Raw genomic sequence first — 23,788 nt, 5'->3', positions numbered from 1 at the left:
GCGGGCTCGCGTGCGCTCGATGCCAACGTGGTGTCGGTCGGCGGCGGCAATGGCACCGACGGCCCGGCCACGCGGCGCATCGTCAATGTGGCCGACGGCCGCATCGCTGCCGGCAGCACCGATGCGGTCACCGGGTCACAGCTCAACGTCACCAACCAGCGCGTGGGCGCAGTGGAAACCCGCGTGGGTGATTTCGATTCGCGCATCGCTACGGTCGAGACCACGGCGGCCAGTGCAGTCGGCTATGACGACGCCAGCCGTGATCGCCTGACCCTGTCCGGCTTCCAGGGCACCACCATCGACAACGTCGGTGCCGGCAGCATCGCCGCCGGCAGCCGCCAGGCGATCAATGGCGGGCAGTTGTTCCAGTCGCTCAGTGATGCCGCCAGCTTCCTCGGCGGTGGCGCCAGCGTCGGCATGCAGGGTGTGTTCGTGGCGCCGAACTACGTGATCCAGGGCGCGACGTACAGCAACGTCGGCGATGCGCTCGGTGCGCTGGACCGCAAGGTCAGCGAGATCGATCGCCGCACCGCCGGAGGCACGCGTTCGGGAACGGCCAGCCTGCGTTCGATGAGTGCCTCGCTGGATGAAAGCGCACTGGCCAGCGTCGCCGACGCACCGGCCACCGCCGACGCGGCACCGGCCAGCACCGCACGCGTCCAGGGCACGCCGACGGCCGCCGCCGCCGGTGCCGGGATTCCGGTTGGCACCCCGGCCACGGGCTTCAACGCCGTCGCCATGGGTGAAGGCGCAGTGGCCAGTGGCGTCTCGTCCACCGCCATCGGCCAGGGCGCCAGTGCCACGGCTGCCAACGCGGTGGCTTTGGGCCAGGGCTCGGTTGCCGATCGTGCCAACACCGTGTCGGTCGGTAGCGAAGGCAACGAACGCCAGGTCACCAACGTCGCCGCCGGCACCACTGCCACCGACGCCGTCAACAAGGGCCAGCTGGATCGTGGCATGGCCACCGCCAACAGCTACACCGACAGCCGTGTCCAGGCTGTCGCCGACAGCTTCGATGTGTTCAAGGGCGAGATCGACGGGCGCCTGCGCCACATGGATCGTCGCATCGACCGCCAGGGTGCGATGAGTGCGGCGATGCTCAACATGGCCACCAGTGCCGCCGGTATCCGCACCCAGAACCGGGTCGGCGTCGGCATCGGTTTCCAGGGCGGCGAGTCGGCGTTGTCGCTGGGCTATCAGCGTGCGATCAGCGATCGCGCCACGGTCACCTTCGGCGGTGCCTTCAGCAGCGACGACAGCTCGGTTGGCGTCGGTGCTGGCTTCGGCTGGTAAGCCAAACCACTGCGCCGGCGGCCACCCACGCCGGCGCCAAACCTGCAATCAGGGCCTGGGGGGAGGTCACGGCAATCCCGGCTGGGCCGGCCGGGAGTCGTCAAGGAATGATGGCCGCAGTGTTGGTTCGATCCATGACCCAGAAGAGGAATTTCGACGTGATCAAGAAGCAGAACCTTCGCATCAATGTGCTTGCCGCCGCCGTGCTGTCGATGACCGCGGTGGGTGCCGTCCACGCCGCCGGGTTGCCGACCCGTGAACCGGTGCGCCAGGCCAGCACCGCCGAGCCGGGCGCCGAGCGCATCATCGTCAAGTATCGTGCCGGCACCGCTGCGGCGGGCGACCGTTCGGCCAAGCTGTCCACCGTGCAGTCCGCGCTGATCCGCGCCAGCCTGTCCGGTGGCACCGCCCGCGCCAGCACGCTGGGCCCGCAGGTCGTGCGCAGGCTTGGCGTCGGTGCCGACCTGATCCGCCTGCAGGGGCGCCTGGCGCCTGCGGAACTGCAGCGCGTGCTGAAGGAACTGAAGGCCGACCCGGCCGTGCAGTACGCCGAAGCCGACGTGAAGCTGCGCCGCACCGAGCTGCGCGCCGGTGACGTGCAGCCGGCGCTGGCGCCGAACGATCCGTACTACCAGCAGTACCAGTGGCACCTGCACAACGCCACCGGTGGCATCAACGCACCGTCGGCGTGGGATGTATCGCAGGGCGAGGGCGTGGTGGTAGCCGTGCTCGACACCGGCATCCTGCCGCAGCACCCGGACCTGGTCGGCAACCTGCTGGAAGGCTACGACTTCATCAGCGATGCCGAGACGTCGCGCCGTGCCACCAACGATCGCGTGCCGGGCGCGCAGGACTATGGCGACTGGGTCGAGAACGACAACGAGTGCTACACCGGCTCCGTCGCGGAGGACAGCTCCTGGCACGGTACCCATGTGGCCGGCACCGTGGCCGAGCAGACCAACAACGGCGTCGGCATGGCCGGTGTCGCGCACAAGGCCAAGGTGCTGCCGGTCCGCGTGCTCGGCAAGTGCGGTGGCTACCTTTCCGATATCGCCGACGCCATCACCTGGGCCTCCGGCGGCACCGTGGCGGGCGTGCCCGCCAATGCCAACCCGGCCGAGATCATCAACATGAGCCTGGGTGGAAGCGGCAGCTGTGACGGAACCTACCAGGATGCGATCAATGGCGCGATCTCGCGTGGCACCACCGTGGTCGTGGCGGCCGGCAACGAGACCGACAACGCTTCCAAGTACCGTCCGGCCAGTTGCGATGGCGTGGTGACCGTCGGTGCCACCCGCATCACCGGCGGCATCACCTACTACTCCAACTACGGCACCCGCGTGGACCTGTCCGGTCCGGGGGGTGGCGGCAGCGTCGATGGCAATCCCGGCGGCTACGTCTGGCAGTCCGGTTCCGATGCGGCCACCACGCCGGAGTCGGGCAGCTACAGCTACATGGGCATGGGCGGCACGTCGATGGCCTCGCCGCACGTGGCTGCCGTCGCTGCACTGGTGCAGAGCGCGCTGATCGCCAAGGGGAAGGACCCGCTGGCCCCCGCCGCGATGCGCGCGCTGCTGAAGGAAACCGCGCGCCCGTTCCCGGTCAGCATCCCGACCGCCACCCCGATCGGCACCGGCATCGTCGATGCCAAGGCGGCGCTGGCCAAGGCACTGGAAGAGCCGTGCACCGAGAACTGCGGGCCGGTGGCGACGCCGCTGACCAACAAGGCCGCCGTGGGGGGCCTGAACGGTACGGCCGGCAGCAGCCGCCTGTACAGCTTCGAGGCAGCCGCTGGCAAGCAGCTCAGCGTGATCACCTACGGTGGCACCGGCAACGTGTCGGTCTACATCGCCCAGGGACGCGAGCCGAGCGCCAGCGACAACGATGGCAAGTCGACCCGTCCCGGCACGTCCGAAACGGTACGGGTGAACAAGCCGGTGGCAGGCACCTACTACATCAAGGTGGTGGGCGAAGCGGCCTACAACGGCGTGAGCATCCTCGCCACGCAGTAAGCCTGACGTGTCGTAGTTGAACGGCCGAGGCCCGTCATCCTGTGTGACGGGCTTCGTCTTTTTACGAAAGCTGGCCGCAGGGCGGCGGAAATCATGGCTTAACTGCTAAAGTCGGTCCGATTGACAGGAGAGTCACGTGAACGCGCTCGCTGCAACCGTTACCGACGATGCCGAAGGCCGCATCCTGGATGCGCTGCTGGCACGCGGCCGGCTCAAGGAAGGAGACCTGGCGCGCGCGCGGCCGCTGCACGCCGAGGCCGGCGGCAGCCTGCTGGGCCTGCTGGTGCGCCTGGGCCTGGTGTCTGAACGCGACCAGGCACAGGCCAGCGCCGAGGTGCTGGGCCTGCCGCTGCTGGAGGGCAAACAGGTGCCGGAGGCCCCGCCGCAGGCGCTGGCCGAGGGACTGCCGCTGTCGCTGCGTTTCCTGAAGCAGTTCCATGTGTGCCCGCTGGAGCTGAATGAACACGGAGTGCGTCTGTGGCTGGCCGATGCCCACGATGCCTATCCGCAGCAGGCCGTGCAGTTGGCGCTGGGGGTTCCGGTGACACCAGTGCTGGGCATGCGCGCGGAGATCGATGACCTGGTCGAGCGCTGGTTCGGCCAGGGCCGCAGCGCGATGGGCGCGATCGTGGAAACCGCCGATGGCGAGGGCGGCGCGGTCGACGATATCGAGCACCTGCGCGACCTCGCTTCGGAAGCGCCGGTGATCCGTCTGGTCAACCTGGTGATCCAGCGTGCGGTGGAACTGCGCGCTTCGGATATCCATGTCGAACCGTTCGAGAGCCGGTTGAAGGTCCGCTACCGGGTCGATGGCGTGCTGGTGGAGGGCGAAAGCCCGCCGGCCAACCTCACCGCCGCGGTGATCAGCCGCATCAAGATCATGGCCCGGCTCAACATCGCCGAGCGCCGCCTGCCGCAGGACGGCCGCATCATGCTGCGCGTGCAGGGCAAGGAGCTGGACCTTCGCGTGAGTACCGTGCCCACCGCGCATGGCGAAAGCGTGGTGATGCGCCTGCTGGACCGTGAAACGGTGGTCTTCGATTTCCACCGGCTCGGCTTCACCGACGCCTTCCTGCCGCAGTTCCGCAAGGTACTGGAACAGCCGCACGGCATCCTGCTGGTGACCGGCCCGACCGGCTCGGGCAAGACCACCACGCTGTACACCGCGCTGAGCCAGCTCAACACCGCCGACGTCAAGATCATCACGGTGGAAGATCCGGTCGAATACCAGATCGAGGGCATCAACCAGATCCAGGCCAAGCCGCAGATCGGCCTGGATTTCGCCAACGCGCTGCGCAGCATCGTCCGCCAGGATCCGGACATCATCATGATCGGTGAAATGCGCGACCTGGAAACCGCGCGCATCGCCATCCAGTCGGCATTGACCGGCCACCTGGTGCTGTCCACCCTGCACACCAACAATGCGGCCGGTGGCATCACCCGCCTGCTCGACATGGGCGTGGAGGATTACCTGCTCACCTCGACCATCAACGGCATCCTCGCCCAGCGCCTGGTGCGCCGGCTGGAGCCGACCCATGCCGAACGCTACGCAGCCTCGCCAGAGGAGATCGAACGCTTCGAGCTGCGCCGCCTGCAGCCGGAGGGACCGATCCACCTTTACCGTCCGAAGCCCTCGGCGCTGGCGCCGACCGGCTACCTGGGGCGTACCACCATCATGGAATTCCTGGTGATGAACGATGCGCTGCGGCGTGCGGTGATGCGTCGCGATGGCATGGGCGAGATCGAGCGCATCGCCCGCGAAGCCGGCATGCGCACCATGTACGAGGATGGCCTGTCCAAGGCGTTGAGCGGACAGACCACCATCGAGGAAGTGCTGCGCGTGACCGAGGAAAGCTGATGCGTGCAGGACGCCGGGGCTGACATGCCGAACTACCGCTACAAGGCGCTCAATCCGCACGGTGAGGTCTTCGACGGGCAGATGGAGGCGGCCAGCGAGGCCGAGCTGATCGCGCGCCTGCAGGACCAGGGCCACCTGCCGATGGAGACGCAGCTGGCCGACGCCGGCGCGATCGGCGGCAGCAGCTGGCGCAACCTGCTGCAGCAGCGCCCGTTGCAGGGCGCTGCATTGCTGCAGTTCACCCAGCAGCTGGCGACCCTGCTCGGTGCCGGCCAGCCGCTGGACCGCGCGCTGTCGATCCTGCTGGGGTTGCCCGAGGACGAACGATCGCGCCGCGCGATCACCGACATCCGCGACGTGGTGCGCGGCGGTGCACCGCTGTCCACCGCGCTGGAACGCCAGCATGGGCTGTTCTCGCGGCTGTACGTGAACATGGTGCGCGCCGGCGAAGCCGGTGGCAGCCTGCATGAAACCCTGCAACGCCTGGCCGACTACCTCGAGCGCAGCCGCGCGCTGCAGGGCAAGGTCATCAACGCACTGGTCTACCCGGCCATCCTGCTGGTGGTGGTGGGCGGCGCGCTGCTGTTCCTGCTTGGCTATGTGGTGCCACAGTTCGCGCAGATGTACGAGAGCCTGGACGTGGCGCTGCCGTGGTTCACCAATGCGGTGCTGCAGCTGGGCCTGTTCGTGCGCGACTGGTGGGTGCTGCTGCTGGTGGTGCCGGCGCTGGTGGCGCTGTTCTTCGAGCGCAAGGCGCGGCAACCCGCGTTCCGGCTGGCGCTGGATGGCTGGCTGCTGCAGCGCCGTGGCATCGGCCGTCTCGTCGGTGAACTGGAAACCGCGCGCCTGGCGCGCACGCTGGGCACCCTGCTGCGCAATGGGGTGCCGCTGCTGGGCGCGCTGGGCATCGCCCGCAACGTACTGGGCAACCGCGCGCTGGCCGCCGACGTGGAAGCGGCCGCCGATGAAGTGAAAAATGGTGCCGGCCTGTCGCTGGCACTGTCGCGCGGCAAGCGCTTCCCGCGCCTCGCCCTGCAGATGATCCAGGTCGGCGAGGAATCCGGCGCCCTCGATACCATGCTGCTGAAGGCCGCCGACACCTTCGAACAGGATAGTGCCCGGCGCATCGACCGCCTGCTGGCGGCGATGGTGCCGGCGATCACCCTGGTGCTGGCCTCGGTGGTGGGCGCGGTGATCGTCGCCGTGCTGGTGCCGCTGTACGACCTGACCAATGCCATCGGTTGACGATGGCACTCCCTGCAACCCCGACACTCCGCAACTGAAAGGACCGTCCATGATTGCCCGTCGCCGACCGATCCGCCTTTCCTTCACTGCCGCGCGCAACCAGTCGGGCATGAGCCTGCTGGAAATCATCATCGTCATCGTGCTGATCGGCGCGGTGCTGACCCTGGTCGCCAGCCGTGTGCTGGGCGGTGCCGACCGTGGCAAGGCCAACATCGCCAAGGCGCAGGTGCAGACCGTGGCGTCCAAGATCGACAACTACCAGATCGACACCGGCAAGCTGCCCGGCTCGCTCAATGACCTGGTGACCGCACCGGCAGGTGTTGGCGGCTGGCTCGGCCCGTACGCCAAGCCGGCCGACCTGAACGACCCGTGGGGCCACGCCCTGGAATACCGCGCACCGGGCGAAGGCCAACCGTATGAGCTGGTCAGCCTGGGCAAGGATGGCAAGGCCGGCGGCAGCAGCGTCGACGCTGACATCCGCTACCAGCCGTAACCGCGCATGACGTATTTCCTGCCGCGCCGGTTGCCCCACCCGCGCCTGCACGGCAGGCGCGCGGCGGGACTGTCGCTGCTGGAAATGCTGCTGGTGATCGCACTGATCGCGGCGATCGGCCTGATCACTGCCGCCGGTCTGTCGCGCGGCTTCGCCGGCATGCAGCTGCGCAGCGCAGGCAAGGACATCGCCAGCCAGCTGCGCATGGTGCGCGCGCAGGCGATCGCCCGCGGTGAACCGCAGCGCTTCGTCATCGAGCCGGCGCGGCGGCGCTGGGAAGGCGCCAACCAGCGCCACGGTGAGGTGCCCGCAAAGCTGCAGGTGCAGTTCGAAGGTGCCGCACAGCTGGCCACCGCGCCGGGGCAGGGTGTGATCGAATTTCATCCCGATGGTGGCTCCAGCGGTGGCCGCATCCGGTTGCAGCGCGACGGCGCCGAATGGCGCGTCGACGTCGGCTGGCTCACTGGCGAGGTCCGCTCCGGCCCCTGGCGGGCGCAATGAAGCGGCGCGCGCGTGGCTTCACCCTGCTGGAAGTGATCATCGCCTTCGCCCTGCTGGGCCTGGCGTTGACCCTGCTGCTGGGCAGCCTGTCCGGCGGCGCAAAACAGGTGCGCGATGCCGAGTTGCGCACGCGCGCGGTGCTGCACGCCCAGTCGTTGCTGGCCGAAGCCGGTGTCGACACACCGCTGCAGGTGGGCAGCCAACAGGGTGACTGGGAACAGGGGCGCTATCACTGGGAACTGCAGGTTCAGCCGTGGGTGGAGCCCCGCGCCGGCACTGTCGGGCAGGCGACGTCACCGGGTACTGCATGGCTGGCGGAGCTGCAGTTGCAGGTGCGCTGGGGCGACAGCGAACGCGAGCAGCTGCGCTGGCGCAGCCTGCGACTGTTGCCGCCCGACCTGGAGAATGCCCGGTGAGGCGCCGCGCCGCAGGGTTCACCCTGGTCGAAGTGATGCTGGCCACCGTGCTGCTGGCCGGCGGCCTGGCGTTGGCCTTTGCCAGCGTGCGCTCGGCGATGGCGGTCAGCCAGCGCGGCGAGCAGATCGCCGCCGAAAGCGAACGCATGCGCGCGGTGGAATCGTTGCTGCGCAGGCAGCTGGCGGCTGCGCTGCGCACGCCGCTGGAAGTTCCGGATCCCACCCGCGAGCCGGTCTTCTTCCAGGGCGAAGAGCAGCGCATGCTGTTCGCCGCCGACCTGCCCGGCTACCTCGGCCGTGGCGGACCCTACCTGCACGCGCTGCAGGTCGACGGACGCGCTGGCCAACAGCGCCTGCTGCTGGAGCTGGTGCTGCTGCAGGAAGGCGAGCGCATCGTCGAGAACCCGCCGCGCCCGCCCGAGGTGCTGGTGGAAAACCTGAAGTCGGTGCAGCTGCGCTATCGGGGTATCGATGCCAGCACCGGGCAGGTGACTGACTGGATGCCGCGCTGGGACGACACCCGCCGCCTGCCGATGCTGGTGGAGATCCAGATCGCGCCGGCCCGGGGGGCGCCGTGGCCGCCGCTGGTGGTGGCGCTGCGCGCCGGTGGCAGCGGAGGCGCGCGATGAGGCGTCAGGGTGGGGCGGCACTGGTGCTGGTGCTGTGGCTGATCGCGTTGATGACCGCGCTGGTCGGCGCATTCGCGCTGAGCGCACGGGTCGAACACCTGCAGCAGCGCGTGCTGGATGACGATGCACGCGGGCAGGAACGTGCGCGTGCCGGCCTCGAGTATGCACTGCTGCGCCTGTCGGCCGATCCGCAGCGCGCGCCCTGGCGTGCCGATGGCCGGACCTATCGCTGGCAGTTCGACGACGCCAGCATCGAGATCAAGGTGCTGGACGAGAACGGCAAGATCAACCTGAACCTGGCCGATGCCGCGCTGCTGGCCGCCTTCCTCAAGGCACTGGGTGAAGACGATGCACAGGCCCGGCAGCTGGCCGGGGCCATCATCGACTGGCGTGACGAGGACAGCCTGCTGCAGCCGGGCGGTGGTGCCGAAGCGCAGGACTACGCCGCAGCCGGGTTGCCCTATGGCCCACGCAACAAGCGGTTCGAGACCCTGGGCGAGCTGCAGCGCGTGCTGGGCATGCGCGGCACGCTGTACCGGGCGATGTTGCCGCACCTGACCCTGTACAGCCGCCAGGCGCGACCGGATCCCCAGTTCGCCAGCGCACCGGTGCTGACCGCACTGGGCCTGGATGCGGATACCGTGCTGGCGCAGCGGGCCCAGCAGGAGCGTGATGCAGATTCCGCTGGCGGTACGACAACGCTTGCCAGCAGCAGCGGCACCTATAGTATCGAGTCCGCTGCTATCGACAGCAGTGGACGCAGGTCGGTGTTGCAGGCAGTGATACGCAGTGGCTCGGGCGGCGTTCCCGGGCGGACCTACACAGTGCTTCGCTGGGAGCAGGGAATGACAGCAAGATGACGGCGTGGCAGGACAGTCTGCGGCAGGTGCAGGGCCGGATCGGCCCGGGCGCTGGCCGTTTCCTGCGCTGGTGGCGGCAGTCGCTGCTGGCCTGGGTACCGGTGCGCTGGCAATGGGCGTTGGGCTGGGGCCAGGCCCGCCTGTTGCTGCAGCCTGAGAGCGACCAGCTGCAGGTCTGGCGTGAGGCCGGTGAACGCCGCGAAGTGGTGGCGCGCCTGCCGTGGCCGCTGTCGCCGGTGGAACTGGACCGCGTACTCGAGCCGCGCCTGCGCAGCCTGCCCCGGGTGTGGCTGCTGCCCGCGGCGGATGTGTTGCGGCGCACGCTGCGCCTGCCCGCCGCGGCGGCCGACCGCCTGCGTGCCGTGGTCGGTTTCGAAATCGACCGGCAGACCCCGTTCGAAGCGTCCCAGGTCAGCTATGACGTGCGTGAACTCGGCGCGGGCGGCGAAGGGCAGTTGCAGGTCGAACTGGTAGCGTGGCCACTGCGGCAGCTGGAAGCATGGCGCACGCGGGTGGGCCAATGGGCCGATGCGCTGGCCGGCGTCGATGCCATCGATGCGCAGGGCAACGTGTTGCAGGTGAACCTGCTGCCGCCCGCGCAGCGCCAATTGCGGCCAGACCCGATGCGGCGCTGGAACCTGCTGCTGGCAGTGGCATCCGTCGTGATGCTGGTACTGGCCGCGGTGCAGCTGCTGGACAACCGCCAGGCCGCCGCCGACGAACTGCGTGCGCAGGTCGAGCGCAGCGCGCGCAGCGCGCGTGGCGTGGCCAGCGAACGCGCGCAGCTGCAGGCGCTAATCGATGGTGCTGCATTCCTTGAGAAGCAGCGCAGCCAGCGCGCCAGTACGGTGGAGATCTGGAACGAACTGACCCGGCGCCTGCCGGAAGGTACCTACCTGGAAAAGCTGGCGATCGAGAACAACAACCTGCAGCTGATCGGCCTGAGCCGCGAGGCATCGCAGCTGGTGCAGCTGCTGCAGGACGCACCGCAGTGGCGCAAGGTCAACCTGACCGGGGTGCTGCAGGCCGATGGCGCGGCCAGTGGCCGCGACCGCTTCACCATGACCGCCGAACTGCAGCCGTTGCCGGCCGCAGCACCGACCCCGGAGGCGGCCGATGCCGATGCCAAGCGCACGCCGTGATCGCTGGTTGGCGCTGGCACTGCTGCTGGCAGTGCTGGGCCTGGCCTATCTGCTGCTGGTGCACCCCTGGTTCACCCAGCCGCTGCGTGCGATCGACGCCGATGTCGCCGCCCTGCGCGAACGCGAGTCGCGCGTGCAGGCGCAGCTGCAGCAGCAGCCGCAGATCGAACAGCGCCTTCGCGCTACCCGCGAGGCACTGCAGCAGCGGCCAGGCTTCCTGCGCGAAGCCACCGCCGAAGCTGCCGCCGCTGCATTGGGCGCCCGGCTGCAGGATGCCGTAGCGATGGCCAGCCCGGGCAACCGCAGCTGCACCATCAGCAACCGCACGCCGCTGACCGACAACCGGCGCGATGCCGAGTTCGTGCGCGTCGCCATGCAGGTGCGCCTGCGCTGCGGCGTGGCCGAACTGGCCACCGTGCTGCACAGCCTCGAAACCGGCAGCCCCCGCCTGTTCGTCGACAACCTCAACCTGATCGCGCAGCGCTTCCAGCAATCGCCGAACGAATCGGGGCTGGGCCTGGATGTGTCCTTCGAGCTGGCCGGCTATCTGCTGCCAGGCGCCGCCGCCGATGGCACGGTTCCGGCGCCCGCTGCAGCGCCGACGCCGGCTGCTTCGCCGGCCGAGGCCACGCCGGCGCCCCAGCCGGCGCCCCCGTCCGAAGGGCAGGAGGTGGCCGATGAAGCTTGAGCAGATCAGCCTGCGTACCGGCTTCCTGCTGGCACTGGCCGGCTGGGCGGCGATGGTCTGGCTGGCAACCGTCTTCGGGCTGGGCAGCCAGCTGCCGGGCGCCGACGGTGATGCCGACGCCGCGCCATCGCTGCCATCGTTGCCGCCGCTGGCTGCCGAGCGCATGGCCAGCGCCGACAGCTACAGCGCGATCGGAGAGCGCCCGCTGTTCGCCGAAGACCGCAGGCCGCGGCCCTATCTGCTGGGGGGCAGCGAACCGGCGGCCAGTGCCGCGTTGCGCCTGACCGGCGTGCTGCTGACCGGCGATTTCGGCATGGCCACCTTCACCACCGAACAGAACCGCTCGCTGCGCCTGCGTCTCAACGGCGAAGCCGTGGATGGCTGGCAGCTGGTCGCGCTGCAGCCGCGCCAGGCGACGGTGATCGGCCCCGGTGGCAACCAGGTCCTGGAACTGGCCGTGTTCAACGGCCAGGGCGGCGAGCCGCCGACGGTGCTGCGCGGTGCCAACGGTGTACCGCCTGCAGGTGCGGTCGTTGTGCCGCCTTCGGCGGGTGCTCCGCCGGCGCCGTCCCCGGTCGCGGCCACCCCACCGACGCCGCCCGCCGGCAATGCCCCCACACCTGCGGCGTCAGCTGCAAAAACACCACCGGCCAACAACAACGGTCCCAGCGAAGCGCAGATGCAGGCCATCCGCGAACGCATCCAGGCCCGCCGCCGCCAGCTGCAGCAACAGCAGCAACAACCGTCGCCGCCCCCGGGCGATGGCACCAACCGATAGAGTGAATGCATGAACCTGCGTTTTCTTCCCTGGTCCTTTGCCCTCGCGCTGCTGGTCGGCTGCAGTACGGTGTCCGCGCCGCACGTGCAGCGCAACGGCAACCTGTCGCCCAGCGCCGCTGCCGGCCAAGCGGCCGACGTCGCCGCTGATGCCGCCCGCGAAAGCCAGGGCGCACCGCAGGCGGTGATCCGTCGCGGCACCGGCACCATGATCAACCGTGAGGCCGCGCGCGCACCGGCACCGGCGCTGCATGGCGCCAGCACCGGCGAGGCCACCTTCAACTTCGAAGGCGAATCGCTGCATGCGGTGGTCAAGGCCATCCTTGGTGACATGCTTGGCCAGAACTACGTGATTGCACCGGGCGTGCAGGGCACGGTGACCCTGGCCACGCCCAAGCCGGTCTCGCCGGCGCAGGCGCTGAACCTGCTGGAGATGGTGCTGGGCTGGAACAACGCGCGCATGGTCTACAGCGGCGGCCGCTACAACATCGTCGCCGCCGACCAGGCGCTGGCCGGCACGGTCGCGCCGAGCACCGCGCCGGCGGCCAGCGCACGCGGCTTCGAGGTCCGCGTGGTCCCGCTGCAGTTCATCTCCGCCACCGAGATGAAGAAGGTGCTGGAGCCGTATGCGCGTCCCAACGCCATCGTCAATGTGGACAGCGGCCGCAACGTGATCACCCTCGGTGGTACGCGCGCAGAACTGGAAAACTACCTGCGCACCGTCGAGATCTTCGACGTCGACTGGTTGTCGGGCATGTCGGTGGGCGTGTTCCCGATCCAGTCGGGCAAGGCTGAGCAGGTCGCGGCCGACCTGGAAAAGGTATTCGGCGAAGAGAGCAAGACGCCCAGTGCTGGCATGTTCCGTTTCCTGCCGCTGGAGAACGCCAACGCCGTGCTCGTGATCACGCCGCAGGTACGCTACCTGGACCAGATCCAGCAGTGGCTGGATCGCATCGACACCGCAGGTGGCAGCGCCCGCCTGTTCTCCTACGAGCTGCGCTACATCAAGGCACGCGACCTGGCCGAGCGCCTCAGCGAGGCCTTCGCCAGCAGTGGCAACCGCGGCGCCTCCAGCCCGGCCTCGCTCGCGCCAGGCGCCATCCCGTCGCAGCTGGGCGGTGACGGCGATCGTGGCATGGACAACAACAGCAGCACCCTCGGCTCGACGCTGGGCGGGAGCAGTGGCAGTGGCAGCAGCAACGGCAGCCTGAACCTGCCGCAGCGCCAGCCCGGCAACGTCAGCGTCAGCCTGGAAGTGGAGGGCGACCGCGTCGGCGTGTCGGCGGTGGAGGAGACCAACACCCTGCTGGTGCGCTCGACCCCGCAGGCCTGGCGCTCGATCCGCGAGGTGATCGAGAAGCTGGACGTGATGCCGCTGCAGGTGCACATCGAGGCACAGGTGGCCGAAGTCGCGCTGACCGGTGACCTGAAGTACGGCGTGAACTGGTTCTTCGACAACGCCGTGGCTGGTCGCGCGCTGACCGGCGCACTGGCGGGCCTGACCCTGCCGCCGGCAGCGGGCGGTTCGTGGAATACCTTCGCCGGCGGTGTCACCGGCAACGACGGCGTAGGCTGGGCGTTCACCGGTCACAACGCGGCCGCCGTGGTCAGCGCGCTGGACAAGGTCACCGACCTGCGCCTGCTGCAGACACCGTCGGTGTTCGTGCGCAACAACGCCGAGGCCACGCTCAACGTTGGCGACAAGGTGCCGATCAACACCACCACAGTGAACACCGGCGTGGGCACCAGCACCTACAGCTCGGTGCAGTACATCGACACGGGCGTGATCCTCAAGGTGCGCCCGCGCGTGACCCGCGATGGCACGGTGTTCCTGGATATCGTGCAGGAGGTCAGCAGCGCCTCCGACGTGCCGGACGCCTGCAACCCGAACGAGCGCAACTGCAATCCGCGCATCTCGACCAAGAAGCTGTCCACCGAAGCGGCGGTACAGAGCGGCGACACCATCATGCTGGCGGGCCTGATCACCGACTCGGCCACCGATGGCAGCAGCGGCATTCCGGGCCTGAGCAGGATCCCGGTGGTCGGTGCGTTGTTCGGGCAGAAGACCCGCACCAGCCGTCGTTCGGAGGTGATCGTGCTGCTGACCCCGACCATCGTCCGCAACAACCAGGAATCGCGCAACCTGACCGATGAGTACAGCAAGCGCTTCCGCGCGATGGAGCCGCTGAACCAGCCGCGCGCGAAGAAGTAAGGGGGTTACGGCCGGGCTGCGCCCGGCACCCGCAGAGGCTGAAGCTGGAGCAACGGCAACAGCAACAGCGGGTTTACTGAGGGATGGCGGGGCACTGTGGGTTTGCGGGGACGCCGTGAATACGTCCATGTAGGCTCGGTCGCCGCATCCATGCGGCTCACACCCCGCAAACCCACAGTGCCCCGCCTTCGACAGTTTCCTGCTGCTGTTGGTAGGGGTCGACCTTGGTCGACACGATCCACGCCATGCGTGGATGACTCTCCATCGAAATCGAATATTTCGAGATCCGAAACATCTGAGTCGAGCATGGCTCGGCTCTACAGAAGGTAGGGCCGACAGATCGCGGAAAACTGTCGAAGGCGGGGTGGGTCCGGTTGTGGGGGCGTGAGCCGCATGGATGCGGCGACCGAGCCTACAAGGACGTATTTACGGCGTCCCCCGCAACCGGACCCACCCCGCCATCCCCCCAGGAACCCAGCTTTTGCTCCGGCTGTTGCTTCGGCTCTGGCTCTGGCCTCTGCGGGTGCCGGGTGCAACCCGGCCGATACCCTCCCGGTGCTACGCTGTGACCACCGACAACCACGGAGGCGGGATGGGGGCGATCGTGTTGTTGCCGCTGTGCGTGGACGATGCCGCGCTGGACCGCTGCCTGGCCGCACTGGATGCCGGCACCGCGCCGGGCACCGCGGTCTGGCTGGCCGATGACGCGCAGGCAGGGCCGCGTGCGCAGGCCGTGGTCGAGCACTGGTTGGCGCATACGCCGTTGCAGGCCGAATACACCCGGCGCGCGCGGCCACTGGGCGAGGTTGCCCATCTGGATGAGATGCTGCGCGCCTGCGATGGCCTGGACGTGGCCGTGCTGGCACCGGACAGCGTGCCGTCGCCCGGTTGGTTGCAGCAGTTGCAGGATGCCTTCGCCCGCGATGCCGCCATCGCCACCGCGACGCCCTGGTGCAACGCCGGCGAGACCGCGGCGTGGCCACGGCTGGGCGAGATCAATCCCGAACCCCATGACCCGGCCTTGCTGGCGCATACCTGCGCCACGTTGCCCACGCTTCACCCGGAGCTGCCATCGGCGGTCACCCACGCGGTGCTGGTACGTGGCAACGCGCGCCGCCGTGCCGGTGGCCTGGACGTGGACAGCTATGCCGGCTGGAATGCCGCGCTGATCGACCTCAGCCTGCGCATGGCGGGCCTGGGCTGGCGCAACGTGTTGTGCGAGACCGCGTTCGTCGGCCGGGCAGGAGAGGCGGTCAGCCGCGATGGCGACCTGGAGGCCCTGGCGGCACGCTGGCCGGCCTGGGTGCCGCGGCTGGCCGATTTCCTGATGCACGATCCACTGCACGGTCTGCGTGCCGACCTGCAGCAGCGCATGCGGCAGGCGATAATGCCGAAGGAACAGGGCGACCTGTTCGTCCCGCCCGCGCCGGAGCCTCCCGTTTGAATGCAGCCATTGCCGCCATCGTCGTCACCTACCAGAGTGGCAGCACCATCGATGCCTGCCTGTCGCGCCTGCGCCAGGCGCAGGACATCGCCGAGATCCGGGTGATCGACAATGGTTCGCTGGATGGCACGCTGGACATCGTGCAGCGGCATGCCAGCCATGACCCGCGCGTGCGCTTCGTCGGCAATCCGGACAATCCCGGCTTTGCCGCCGCCAACAACCAGGGCGTGGCCGACTCGCACAGCCCCTGGCTGGCCTTCATCAACCCGGACCTGATGGTTGAGCCGGACACCCTGACCGAACTGCGCAGCCGTGGCGAGGTGCTGGGCGATTGCCTGCTGGGCGTGGAGCAGGTGGACGAGCACGGCCACGCCGATGAAGCGGTGCGCCGTCGCGATCCGGATTTCCTGCTGATGCTGCGCTCGCCGGGCAAGGGCTCGAAGCTGGCAGTTCCGCGCGATCCACACCAGGCCGTGCAGCCCGTGCCGGCGTTGTCCGGTGCGCTGCTGATGATGCCGCGTACCCTGTTCGAGCGCATCGGTGGCTGGGATGCGGGTTACCGCTTGCATGCCGAGGACCTGGATCTGTGCCGCCGCGCACGCGAGGCCGGCGCGGTGGTGGCGATCGCCAACGATCTGCAGGTTACCCATGTGCGCGGCGTCTCCAGCCGCTCGCGGCCATTCTTCGTGGAATGGCACAAGCACAGGGGGCTGTGGCGTTACTTCCAGAAGTTCGAGGCCAGGCAGCGCACGCTGCCGGTACGCGTTGCGGTGTGGGCCGCGATCTGGGCGCATGCGGCGATGCTGGTGCCGCGCCTGCTGCGCAGGTCGTTGTAGAGCCGGGCCACGCTCGGCTCAGGCAACAATCCAGCCGGGCGTGGCCCGGCTCTACGGAAGGCGGGCGCGACCACGGTTCACGCCGCCGGGCGCATAATCCGCTCCATGCCTATCATCCAGTCCCTGCTCGACACCGACCTGTACAAGTTCACCATGATGCAGGCGGTGCTGCACCAGCACCCCGGCGCCCAGGTGCAGTACCGGTTCAAGTGCCGTACGCCCGGCATTGACCTGGCCCGCTACATCGACCAGATCGACGAAGAAATCGACCACCTGTGCAGCCTTCGCTTCAGCGACGCGGAGCTGGACTACATGCGTGGCCTGCGCTTCGTGAAGCCGGATTTCGCCGATTTCCTCGGCCTGTTCCACCTCGACCGCAAGTACATCCAGCTGCGCGCGTCGACGGCCGTGCCCGGCGAGATCGAACTGGACATTACCGGCCCGTGGCTGCACACCATCCTGTTTGAAGTGCCGCTGCTGGCGATCATCAACGAAGTCTGGTTCCGCAACACCACCACGGCCGACTTCGCCGAAGGCGAGCGCCGGTTGCAGGCCAAGGCCGCGCTGCTGCGCGATACCCCCGGTTTCGAGCAATGCCGCATCGCCGACTATGGCAGCCGCCGCCGCTACTCGCGCGACTGGCATGCCCGGCTGCTGCCGCTGCTGCGCGACGCGCTCGGCCCGCAGCTGGTCGGCACCAGCAACGTCCACTTCGCGCGCCTGTACGGCATGACCCCGCACGGCACCATGGCCCACGAGTACCTGCAGGCGTTCCAGGCGCTCGGCCCGCGCCTGCGTGATTCGCAGGTGGCGGCACTGGAATCGTGGGCGCGCGAGTACCGCGGTGACCTCGGTATCGCGCTGTCCGACGTGGTCGGCCTGGATGCGTTCCTGCGCGACTTCGACATGTACTTCTGCAAGCTGTTCGACGGTGTGCGCCATGACTCCGGCGATCCGTTCGACTGGGGTGACCGCATGCTGGCGCACTTCCAGCAGCGTCGCGTCGATCCGCGCAGCAAGGTGCTGGTGTTCAGCGATGGGCTCGACATCGCCAAGGTGATGCGTCTGTACGACTACTTCCGTGGCCGCTGCCAGGTCGCGTTCGGCGTCGGCACCCACCTGACCAATGACCTGGGCCCGACGCCGCTCAACATCGTCATCAAGATGGTCCGCTGCAACGGCCAGCCGGTGGCCAAGCTCAGCGATTCGCCGGGCAAGAGCATGTGCGACGACCCGGGCTACCTGGCCTACCTGCGCCAGGTCTTCGAGCTGCCGCCGGCGTAAATACGTCGGCTTACAGGTAGTCGACCACCACCAGGTAGGCGCCCTGCAGCGGCTGCTGCTTCGAAGCCTGCACGCTGTAACGCTCGGAGAAGGCGATATCGCCGGCGCGCATCGCGCTGGCCGACACCGACAGCTTCTGGCCCTGGCGCTTGCCATCGCGCAGCGTCGCGGCCTGGCCATCGGCCAGTGCCGTCACTTCCACCGTCGAGCCCTTGGCCGACGGCGGGCAGGCCGCCAGGCTCAGCTCACCCTGGGACAGGTTCGTCGTGCAGCCCGGCTCGGCGATGCGGCCGCTGAAACGGATGCTGCCGCTGCTGGCCTGGGCCAGCGCACTGACGGACATCAGGGCCACACACAGCAGAATGGAATTCCTCATGACACGTTCTCTGGTTCGGTGTGTCCTAGTTAGCGACAGGTTCGATCCGCCTTTAATAGGACAAATCCGAATCTGCTAGGGCCATCACCAAGAAAGAGTGATGCGCATCAAATAAGGTGATTTCCGCCTGAAAAATGCCTGTTTCCGCGCCTGCCGAACGCGCCTCTCAACGCGTCATCCACGGTTGTCCGCGACCTGGCGGCCCCGTCGTCAAATCTTCCACGCGTCCCAGGCGCTGATTCCGCTTATCACGTCACATTTAGGGCGTCAATGAATTGGCGTTCAGAAAAATAATGAGACTTTCATCACAGTTGTGCATATACTTGCGTCACGGATTCAGGGGAAGGTATGTCCGAGTCCGGCCACAGGTGAGACGCAAGGATGGGTCTTGTTAGCCCGGCAGTGCTCCTTGCTTCCTCCTCTACTTCTCATCTCTTCAGTAGGGTTAGGTAAAAGCGAATGCACAAGATCAACCTCATTGCCGCTCTGATGCTGGCCGCCGCTCCGCTGGCCGCCAACGCCGCCGACGGCACCATCACCTTCAATGGCAAGGTGACCGACAAGACCTGCACCATCTCGACCCCGGGCGGCAAGGACTTCGCCGTGACCCTGCCGACCGTGTCGAAGAACACCCTGGCTACCGCCGGTGCCGTTGCGGGCCGTACCCCGTTCGCCATCAACCTGACCAAGTGCAGCGCCGGCAACGTCGCCACCTACTTCGAGCCGGGTTCGACCGTCGACTTCAACAGCGGCCGCCTGGTCAACCAGGCCTCGGCCAACGCTGCCACCAACGTGCAGCTGCAGCTGCTGGGCTCGAACAACCAGTTCCTGCCGATCAAGGCTGCCGGCGCTGGCCTGGCCCAGACCAACTCGCAGTGGGTCACCGTCGGCACCGACGGCTCGGCCGACCTGAACTACTACGCTGAGTACTACGCCACTGCCGCCGCCACCCCGGGCGACGTCACCAGCAGCGTCAAGTACACGATCATCTACAACTGATCGTAGCCGTACCCGCATTGGCCGGCGTACGCGCCGGCCAGTGCTCCGCGGCCCCTGGCCACACCCCTCGAGCGTAGTACTTCCGATGAAAGCACTCTTTCCCCGGGCGCTGCTGCTGGCAGCGTTCACGCTGCCCCTCTGCCAGAACGCACTGGCCGGCGTGGTGGTCAATGGCACGCGGGTGATCTACCCGGCACAGGCGCGCGAAGTCACCGTGCAGGTCGACAACGTGGGCGACTCGCCCGCACTGGTCCAGGCCTGGATCGACAGTGGCGACGCCAACCAGACCGCCGATACCAGTGATGCTCCGTTCGTGCTGACGCCGCCGATCGCGCGCGTCGAGCCGGGCCGCAGCCAGGCGCTGCGCCTGATCTTCTCCGGCGCACAGCTGCCGACCGATCGCGAGACGGTGTTCTGGCTCAATGTGCTGGACGTACCGCCGTCGCCGGACAACGCCGACAGTGGTGACCAGAATTACCTGCAGGTCGCGTTCCGTTCGCGCCTGAAGCTTTTCTACCGGCCGCAGGGCCTGAAGGGCGTCGCCAACGACGCACCGGCAGCGCTGCGCTGGACCCGCAATGGCGACCGCCTGCGGGTGGAAAACCCGAGCCCCTTCCACGTCACTCTGGCCGAAGTGCATGCCGTGACCGGCAGCAGCGAAAAGGCCGTCGAGGACAAGGGCGCGATGGTCGCGCCGAAGCAGAGCCTGGAGTTCGCCGCACCGGCGGGCACGCAGCAGGTGCGCTTCATCACCATCAATGATTACGGCGGCCGGGTCGAGCACACCGTCCGCCTCGACAGCACCGGGGGCTGAACGCGCCGCGCCGGCCATGGGCCTGCGCATCCCGCCACCGCCGCCGTGCGGCGAATTGAAGGAATGTCAGTGTGATCGGAAACAGATTGACATTGTCGATCCATCAGGCGCTTTGCCTGCTGGTTGTTGGCACGGCCTGCCCAGGATGGGCGCTGGCTGCGCCGGCCAATCTCGGCGAACAGGCGCTGATGGCGCAGAGTGGTGCGGCCAATGCGCGTGCACCGGAATCGGCCCAGTTCAATTCCAGCTTCCTGTCCGGCCAGGCCAAGCAGGTCGACCTGGCGGCCTTCAGCAATGGCAACCCGATGGTTGCCGGCAGTTACCGTGTCGATGTCTACGTCAACGGTGCCTGGCAGGGCCGTCGTGACCTGCAGTTCAAGGCCGATGCACAGGGCCGTGTCGACGCCTGCCTGCCGCTGCCGATGCTGGAGGAAATGGGCGTGGACAGCGAGGCCGTGCTGCTGCAGCAGGACCCGACGCTGCCGACCGACACCACCAGCTGCGTGCCGGTGCAGCAGCGCATGGCCAACGCCTACGGTGTCTACGACAGCGGCAACCTGCGCTACGACCTCAGCATTCCGCAGGTGTTCCTGCGCCGCGAGGCGCGCGGCTACGTCAACCCGGCGCTGTGGGACCGCGGCATCAATGCCGGTTTCGTCGGCTACAGCTTCAATGCCATCGACAGCAACAGCCGTGTCGAAGGTGGCCAGCGCAACCGCAGTGCCTATCTCGGCCTCAATGCCGGCCTGAACCTGGGCGGCTGGCAGTTCCGCCACGATTCCAACCTGACCTGGTCCGAGGGTGACGGCCGCCATTGGCAGAGCATCGCCACCTACGCACAGCGCGGCATCCCGCAGGTGCGCGGCATGCTCACCATCGGTGAGGCCTACACCACGGGCGAGCTGTTCGACTCGATCGGCTACCGCGGTGCCAGCCTGGCCAGCGACGACCGCATGCTGCCCGATTCGCTGCGCGGCTACGCGCCGGTGGTGCGCGGCATCGCCGAGACCAATGCGCGCATCGAAGTGCGCCAGAACCAGCAGCTGATCTACTCCTCCACCGTTTCGCCGGGCAACTTCGTCATCGATGACCTGTACCCGACCGGCTACGGCGGCGACCTGGAAGTGAGCGTTATCGAGGCCGATGGCCGCCGCCGCGAATTCAAGGTGCCGTTCGGCTCGGTGCCGCAGATGCTGCGCGAAGGCGTGTCGCGTTACTCGCTGACCGCCGGCCAGGTGCGCAACAAGCTGCTGGCCGACGAACCCTGGCTGGTGCAGGGCACCTACCAGCGCGGCATCGGCAACCAGCTGACCCTGTACGGCGGCAGCGCGCTGAGCGATGGCTACCTGTCGCTGCTGTACGGTGTCGGCCTGTCCACGCGGGTCGGTGCCTTCGCGGCAGACGTCACCCATGCACGCACCTCGTTCGACCACTACGGCAGCCACACTGGCGCCAGCGTGCGCTTGAGCTACAGCAACATGATCGGCGAGACCGGCACCAACCTGACCCTGGCCGCCTACCGCTACTCGACCGAAGGCTTCTACAGCCTGCAGGACGCGCTGTATGGCCGTGACTCGGACAAGCGCGGCATCGATCCGACCACCCGTGGTCGCCAGCGCAGCCAGTTCCAGGTGACCTTGAACCAGCCGCTGGGCCGTCGTGGCGGTGCGCTGTACGTGACCGGTTCGGTGCGTGACTTCTATGACCGCTCCGGCACCTCCAAGCAGTACCAGGTGGGCTACAACAACGCCTGGCGTTCGGTGAACTACGGCTTCTCGGCGCTGCGCACCGAAGAAGGCGTGCTCGGCCGTTCCGACACCCAGTACCTGCTGTCGATGAGCGTGCCGCTGGGCCGGGGTACCCACCCGGTGTCGTTCAGTGCCGATCTCGGCGTGCGCGACCGCGGTGGCTACGACAACAGCCGCGTCGGCATCACCGGTTCGGCCGGCGTCGACAACAACTTCAGCTACGGCGTGGCCCTGTCCGATTCCCGCGAGGGTGGCACCACGGCGGTCGGCAATGCCGAATATCGCAGCCGCTACTCCGCGTTGAATGCCACCTACAGCCACTCGCGTGATTTCCGCCAGGCCTCGGTCGGTGCCAACGGCAGCGTGGTGGTGCATCCGGGCGGCTTCACGTTCACCCCGCAGCGTGGCGACACCATGGTGCTGGTCGAGGCCCCGGGCGCGCGCGATGCGATCGTCAGCAACGCCCCGGGCCTGCGCGTCGATGGCCGCGGCTACGCCGTGGTGCCGTACGTGTCGCCGTACCGCCTCAACACCGTCACCCTCGATCCGCAGGGCATGGCCCACGACGTCGAGCTGGAAAGCACCAGCCAGTCGATCGCACCGTTCGCCGGTGCCATCAGCTACCTGCGCTTCGATACCCGCAAGGGCAACGCGTTGCTGATCCAGGTACGCAATCCGGATGGCCGCAGCATGCCGTTCGGCGCACAGGTCAAGGATGAGCAGGGCCAGCCGGTCGGCATGGTCAGCCAGGGCGGCCGCCTGTACGTGCGCAGTGAAAAGAACCAGGGTCGCCTGCTGGTGGAGTGGGGCGTCGGTGCCGACCAGCGCTGCACCATCGATTACCAGGTTCCGGCGGGCGCCGATGCGTCCAAGACCGGCTTCATCCCGCTGGAGGCAGCATGCCGATGATTTCTTCCCGTGGCCGCAAGGCGCTGACGGCCCTTGTACTGCTGGGTGGCGCACTGCTGGCACAGCAGGCCAGCGCGTCGTGCCGCATCCAGTCCAGCTGGTTCACCGCGCAGGACGTGACCATGGACATGGGCCAGATCGTGATCCTGCCCAGCACGCCGGTCGGTGGCGTGATCAAGGAGATCAGCGAGCCGATCAACCAGCAGAACAGCGTGGCACGTTGCGACTGGTCCGGTGGCCGTTCCATTGGCGAGTACGTCAACGCCGCGCAGAAGCGTCCGGTGGCCGGCTTCTCGAACGTCTATGAAACCGATGTGGCGGGCGTGGGTATCCGCCTGTACCGGGACTCCGGTGCGATCCAGACCTACTATCCGCACACCATCAATTTCGGCAGCAGCAGCACCATCTCGCTGGTGGGAGGCACCTTCCGCATCCAGCTGATCAAGACCGCTGCCCAGACCGGCTCGGGCGTGATCGCGCCGAACGGCCGCTTCACCACCTACTACTTCGACGGTGATGGCCCCGGTCGCCCGGTGCTGACCTCGACATTCAAGGGCTCGGGCACCACCGTGGTCAGCCCGACCTGCGAAGTGCAGGCCGGCAGCCGCAACATCGCCGTCGACTTCGGCAGCGTGCCCAACACCACCTTCACCGGTGTCGGTTCGCGCGCGGTCGATCGTGATTTCGAGATCCGCCTGAACTGCCAGGGCAGCAATGTTGCCGCCTACCAGAGCAAGATCGGCATCCGTCTCGATGCCGACCAGGACAGCTCGAACATGCCGGGCGTGCTGAAGCTCAGCGCGGCCACCAACAGCGCCACCCGCATCGGCATCCAGATGGTCCAGCGCGTTGGCACCACCGAGCGCGAAGTGCGCTTCGGCCAGACCATCAACGTCGGCACCACCGCGCCGGGGACCAGCGTCATGGCGCTGCCGCTGCGCGCGCGCTATGTGCAGACCCAGGCTGGCACGGTGGGTGCGGGTGTCGCGAACGGCCAGGCCACGTTCACCATCCAGTACGAGTAAGGCCGCCCGGGCGGCTGCCCCTGCTGCGTTCCGCCGCAACGTCGCCCGGCTCACGGGCGGCGTTGACTGCGTCTTGATCTTCCAACGATGAAGATCACTGCCACGACGCACGTGCCATCAATCGATTGTGATGGACGTCGCGAATTTGGAGTTTCCTCATGAGGTGACCGTCTCCTGCCTGCGGGCATTGGACGGTAACGCCGCAAGGATCCAGACGTGGCTACCGC

General features: G+C 67.9%; 21 protein-coding genes. 20 read left to right on the top strand and 1 reads right to left on the bottom strand.

The window, feature by feature from the left end; all coding sequences use genetic code 11:
• The 16 genes from AB839_RS21000 to pncB all read left to right on the top strand — a co-directional run.
• The coding region (locus AB839_RS21000; protein ID WP_197467668.1) for a YadA-like family protein at positions 1–1,293 on the top strand (1,293 nt) is incomplete at its 5' end.
• Between the two features lie 158 nt (positions 1,294–1,451).
• A complete protein-coding gene (locus AB839_RS04425; RefSeq protein WP_061478446.1) occupies positions 1,452–3,305 on the top strand; it encodes a S8 family peptidase in 1,854 nt (617 codons plus the stop codon).
• A gap of 136 nt (positions 3,306–3,441) precedes the next feature.
• Positions 3,442–5,163 carry a type II secretion system ATPase GspE gene (gene gspE / locus AB839_RS04420; RefSeq protein WP_053499707.1) on the top strand — a complete coding sequence of 574 codons (1,722 nt, stop codon included), beginning with the start codon at positions 3,442–3,444 and terminating at the stop codon, positions 5,161–5,163.
• A gap of 24 nt (positions 5,164–5,187) precedes the next feature.
• The gene (locus tag AB839_RS04415; RefSeq protein WP_061478439.1) at positions 5,188–6,408 is read left to right on the top strand and encodes a type II secretion system F family protein; all 1,221 of its coding nucleotides are present in this window, start codon (positions 5,188–5,190) and stop codon (positions 6,406–6,408) included.
• Between the two features lie 49 nt (positions 6,409–6,457).
• Positions 6,458–6,901, top strand: a complete 444-nt coding sequence (gspG, locus tag AB839_RS04410; RefSeq protein ID WP_005415225.1) for a type II secretion system major pseudopilin GspG — start codon at positions 6,458–6,460, stop codon at positions 6,899–6,901.
• A 6-nt stretch (positions 6,902–6,907) separates the two neighbouring features.
• Positions 6,908–7,402, top strand: coding sequence for a GspH/FimT family pseudopilin (locus AB839_RS04405; RefSeq protein ID WP_061478438.1), 495 nt, complete (start codon positions 6,908–6,910; stop codon positions 7,400–7,402).
• Positions 7,399–7,818: a prepilin-type N-terminal cleavage/methylation domain-containing protein gene (locus AB839_RS04400; RefSeq protein ID WP_061478437.1), complete on the top strand. Its 420-nt coding sequence runs from the start codon at positions 7,399–7,401 to the stop codon at positions 7,816–7,818. Before AB839_RS04405 ends, AB839_RS04400 begins: the two co-directional genes overlap by 4 nt.
• Entirely contained in the window at positions 7,815–8,447 is a 633-nt protein-coding gene (locus AB839_RS04395; protein ID WP_061478436.1) for a type II secretion system protein J, read from the top strand. Before AB839_RS04400 ends, AB839_RS04395 begins: the two co-directional genes overlap by 4 nt.
• Positions 8,444–9,307, top strand: coding sequence for a type II secretion system protein GspK (locus AB839_RS04390; RefSeq protein WP_061478435.1), 864 nt, complete (start codon positions 8,444–8,446; stop codon positions 9,305–9,307). Before AB839_RS04395 ends, AB839_RS04390 begins: the two co-directional genes overlap by 4 nt.
• Positions 9,304–10,449, top strand: a complete 1,146-nt coding sequence (locus AB839_RS04385) for a PilN domain-containing protein (protein WP_061478434.1) — start codon at positions 9,304–9,306, stop codon at positions 10,447–10,449. Before AB839_RS04390 ends, AB839_RS04385 begins: the two co-directional genes overlap by 4 nt.
• Positions 10,430–11,137 (top strand): type II secretion system protein GspM, encoded by a 708-nt coding sequence (gene gspM / locus AB839_RS04380; RefSeq protein ID WP_231352742.1) that lies wholly within the window; start codon positions 10,430–10,432, stop codon positions 11,135–11,137. Before AB839_RS04385 ends, gspM begins: the two co-directional genes overlap by 20 nt.
• On the top strand, positions 11,127–11,915 hold the full coding sequence (locus AB839_RS04375; protein ID WP_061478432.1) for a hypothetical protein: 789 nt from the start codon (positions 11,127–11,129) through the stop codon (positions 11,913–11,915). The genes gspM and AB839_RS04375 overlap by 11 nt, the downstream gene beginning before the upstream one ends.
• Before the next feature lie 9 nt (positions 11,916–11,924).
• Positions 11,925–14,126 (top strand): type II secretion system secretin GspD, encoded by a 2,202-nt coding sequence (gene gspD, locus AB839_RS04370; protein ID WP_061478431.1) that lies wholly within the window; start codon positions 11,925–11,927, stop codon positions 14,124–14,126.
• A gap of 592 nt (positions 14,127–14,718) precedes the next feature.
• The gene (locus AB839_RS04365; protein WP_061478430.1) at positions 14,719–15,570 is read left to right on the top strand and encodes a glycosyltransferase; all 852 of its coding nucleotides are present in this window, start codon (positions 14,719–14,721) and stop codon (positions 15,568–15,570) included.
• Positions 15,567–16,406 carry a glycosyltransferase family 2 protein gene (locus AB839_RS04360; protein ID WP_061478429.1) on the top strand — a complete coding sequence of 280 codons (840 nt, stop codon included), beginning with the start codon at positions 15,567–15,569 and terminating at the stop codon, positions 16,404–16,406. Before AB839_RS04365 ends, AB839_RS04360 begins: the two co-directional genes overlap by 4 nt.
• 105 nt (positions 16,407–16,511) lie before the next feature.
• Entirely contained in the window at positions 16,512–17,690 is a 1,179-nt protein-coding gene (gene pncB, locus AB839_RS04355) for a nicotinate phosphoribosyltransferase (RefSeq protein WP_005415236.1), read from the top strand.
• Between the two features lie 10 nt (positions 17,691–17,700).
• Here pncB and AB839_RS04350 read toward each other — a convergent pair whose 3' ends face one another.
• Positions 17,701–18,066 carry a hypothetical protein gene (locus AB839_RS04350; protein ID WP_049414538.1) on the bottom strand — a complete coding sequence of 122 codons (366 nt, stop codon included), beginning with the start codon at positions 18,064–18,066 and terminating at the stop codon, positions 17,701–17,703.
• A 459-nt stretch (positions 18,067–18,525) separates the two neighbouring features.
• On the opposite strand from AB839_RS04350, the gene AB839_RS04345 reads away from it, so the two are divergent.
• The 4 genes from AB839_RS04345 (at position 18,526) to AB839_RS04330 (ending at position 23,561) form a co-directional block, all read left to right on the top strand.
• Positions 18,526–19,065, top strand: a complete 540-nt coding sequence (locus AB839_RS04345; RefSeq protein WP_005415238.1) for a fimbrial protein — start codon at positions 18,526–18,528, stop codon at positions 19,063–19,065.
• Positions 19,066–19,150: 85 nt separating this feature from the next.
• Positions 19,151–19,879: a molecular chaperone gene (locus AB839_RS04340; RefSeq protein WP_061478428.1), complete on the top strand. Its 729-nt coding sequence runs from the start codon at positions 19,151–19,153 to the stop codon at positions 19,877–19,879.
• 92 nt (positions 19,880–19,971) lie between these two features.
• Positions 19,972–22,536: a fimbria/pilus outer membrane usher protein gene (locus AB839_RS04335; RefSeq protein ID WP_061478427.1), complete on the top strand. Its 2,565-nt coding sequence runs from the start codon at positions 19,972–19,974 to the stop codon at positions 22,534–22,536.
• Entirely contained in the window at positions 22,527–23,561 is a 1,035-nt protein-coding gene (locus AB839_RS04330) for a fimbrial protein (RefSeq protein WP_061478426.1), read from the top strand. The genes AB839_RS04335 and AB839_RS04330 overlap by 10 nt, the downstream gene beginning before the upstream one ends.
• The last annotated feature ends 227 nt before the right edge of the window (positions 23,562–23,788 follow it).

The sequence above is a fragment of the Stenotrophomonas sp. DDT-1 genome, from assembly GCF_001580555.1.
Classification (GTDB): Bacteria; Pseudomonadota; Gammaproteobacteria; order Xanthomonadales; family Xanthomonadaceae; genus Stenotrophomonas; species Stenotrophomonas sepilia.
This window is presented reverse-complemented; position numbering and strand designations above follow the sequence as displayed.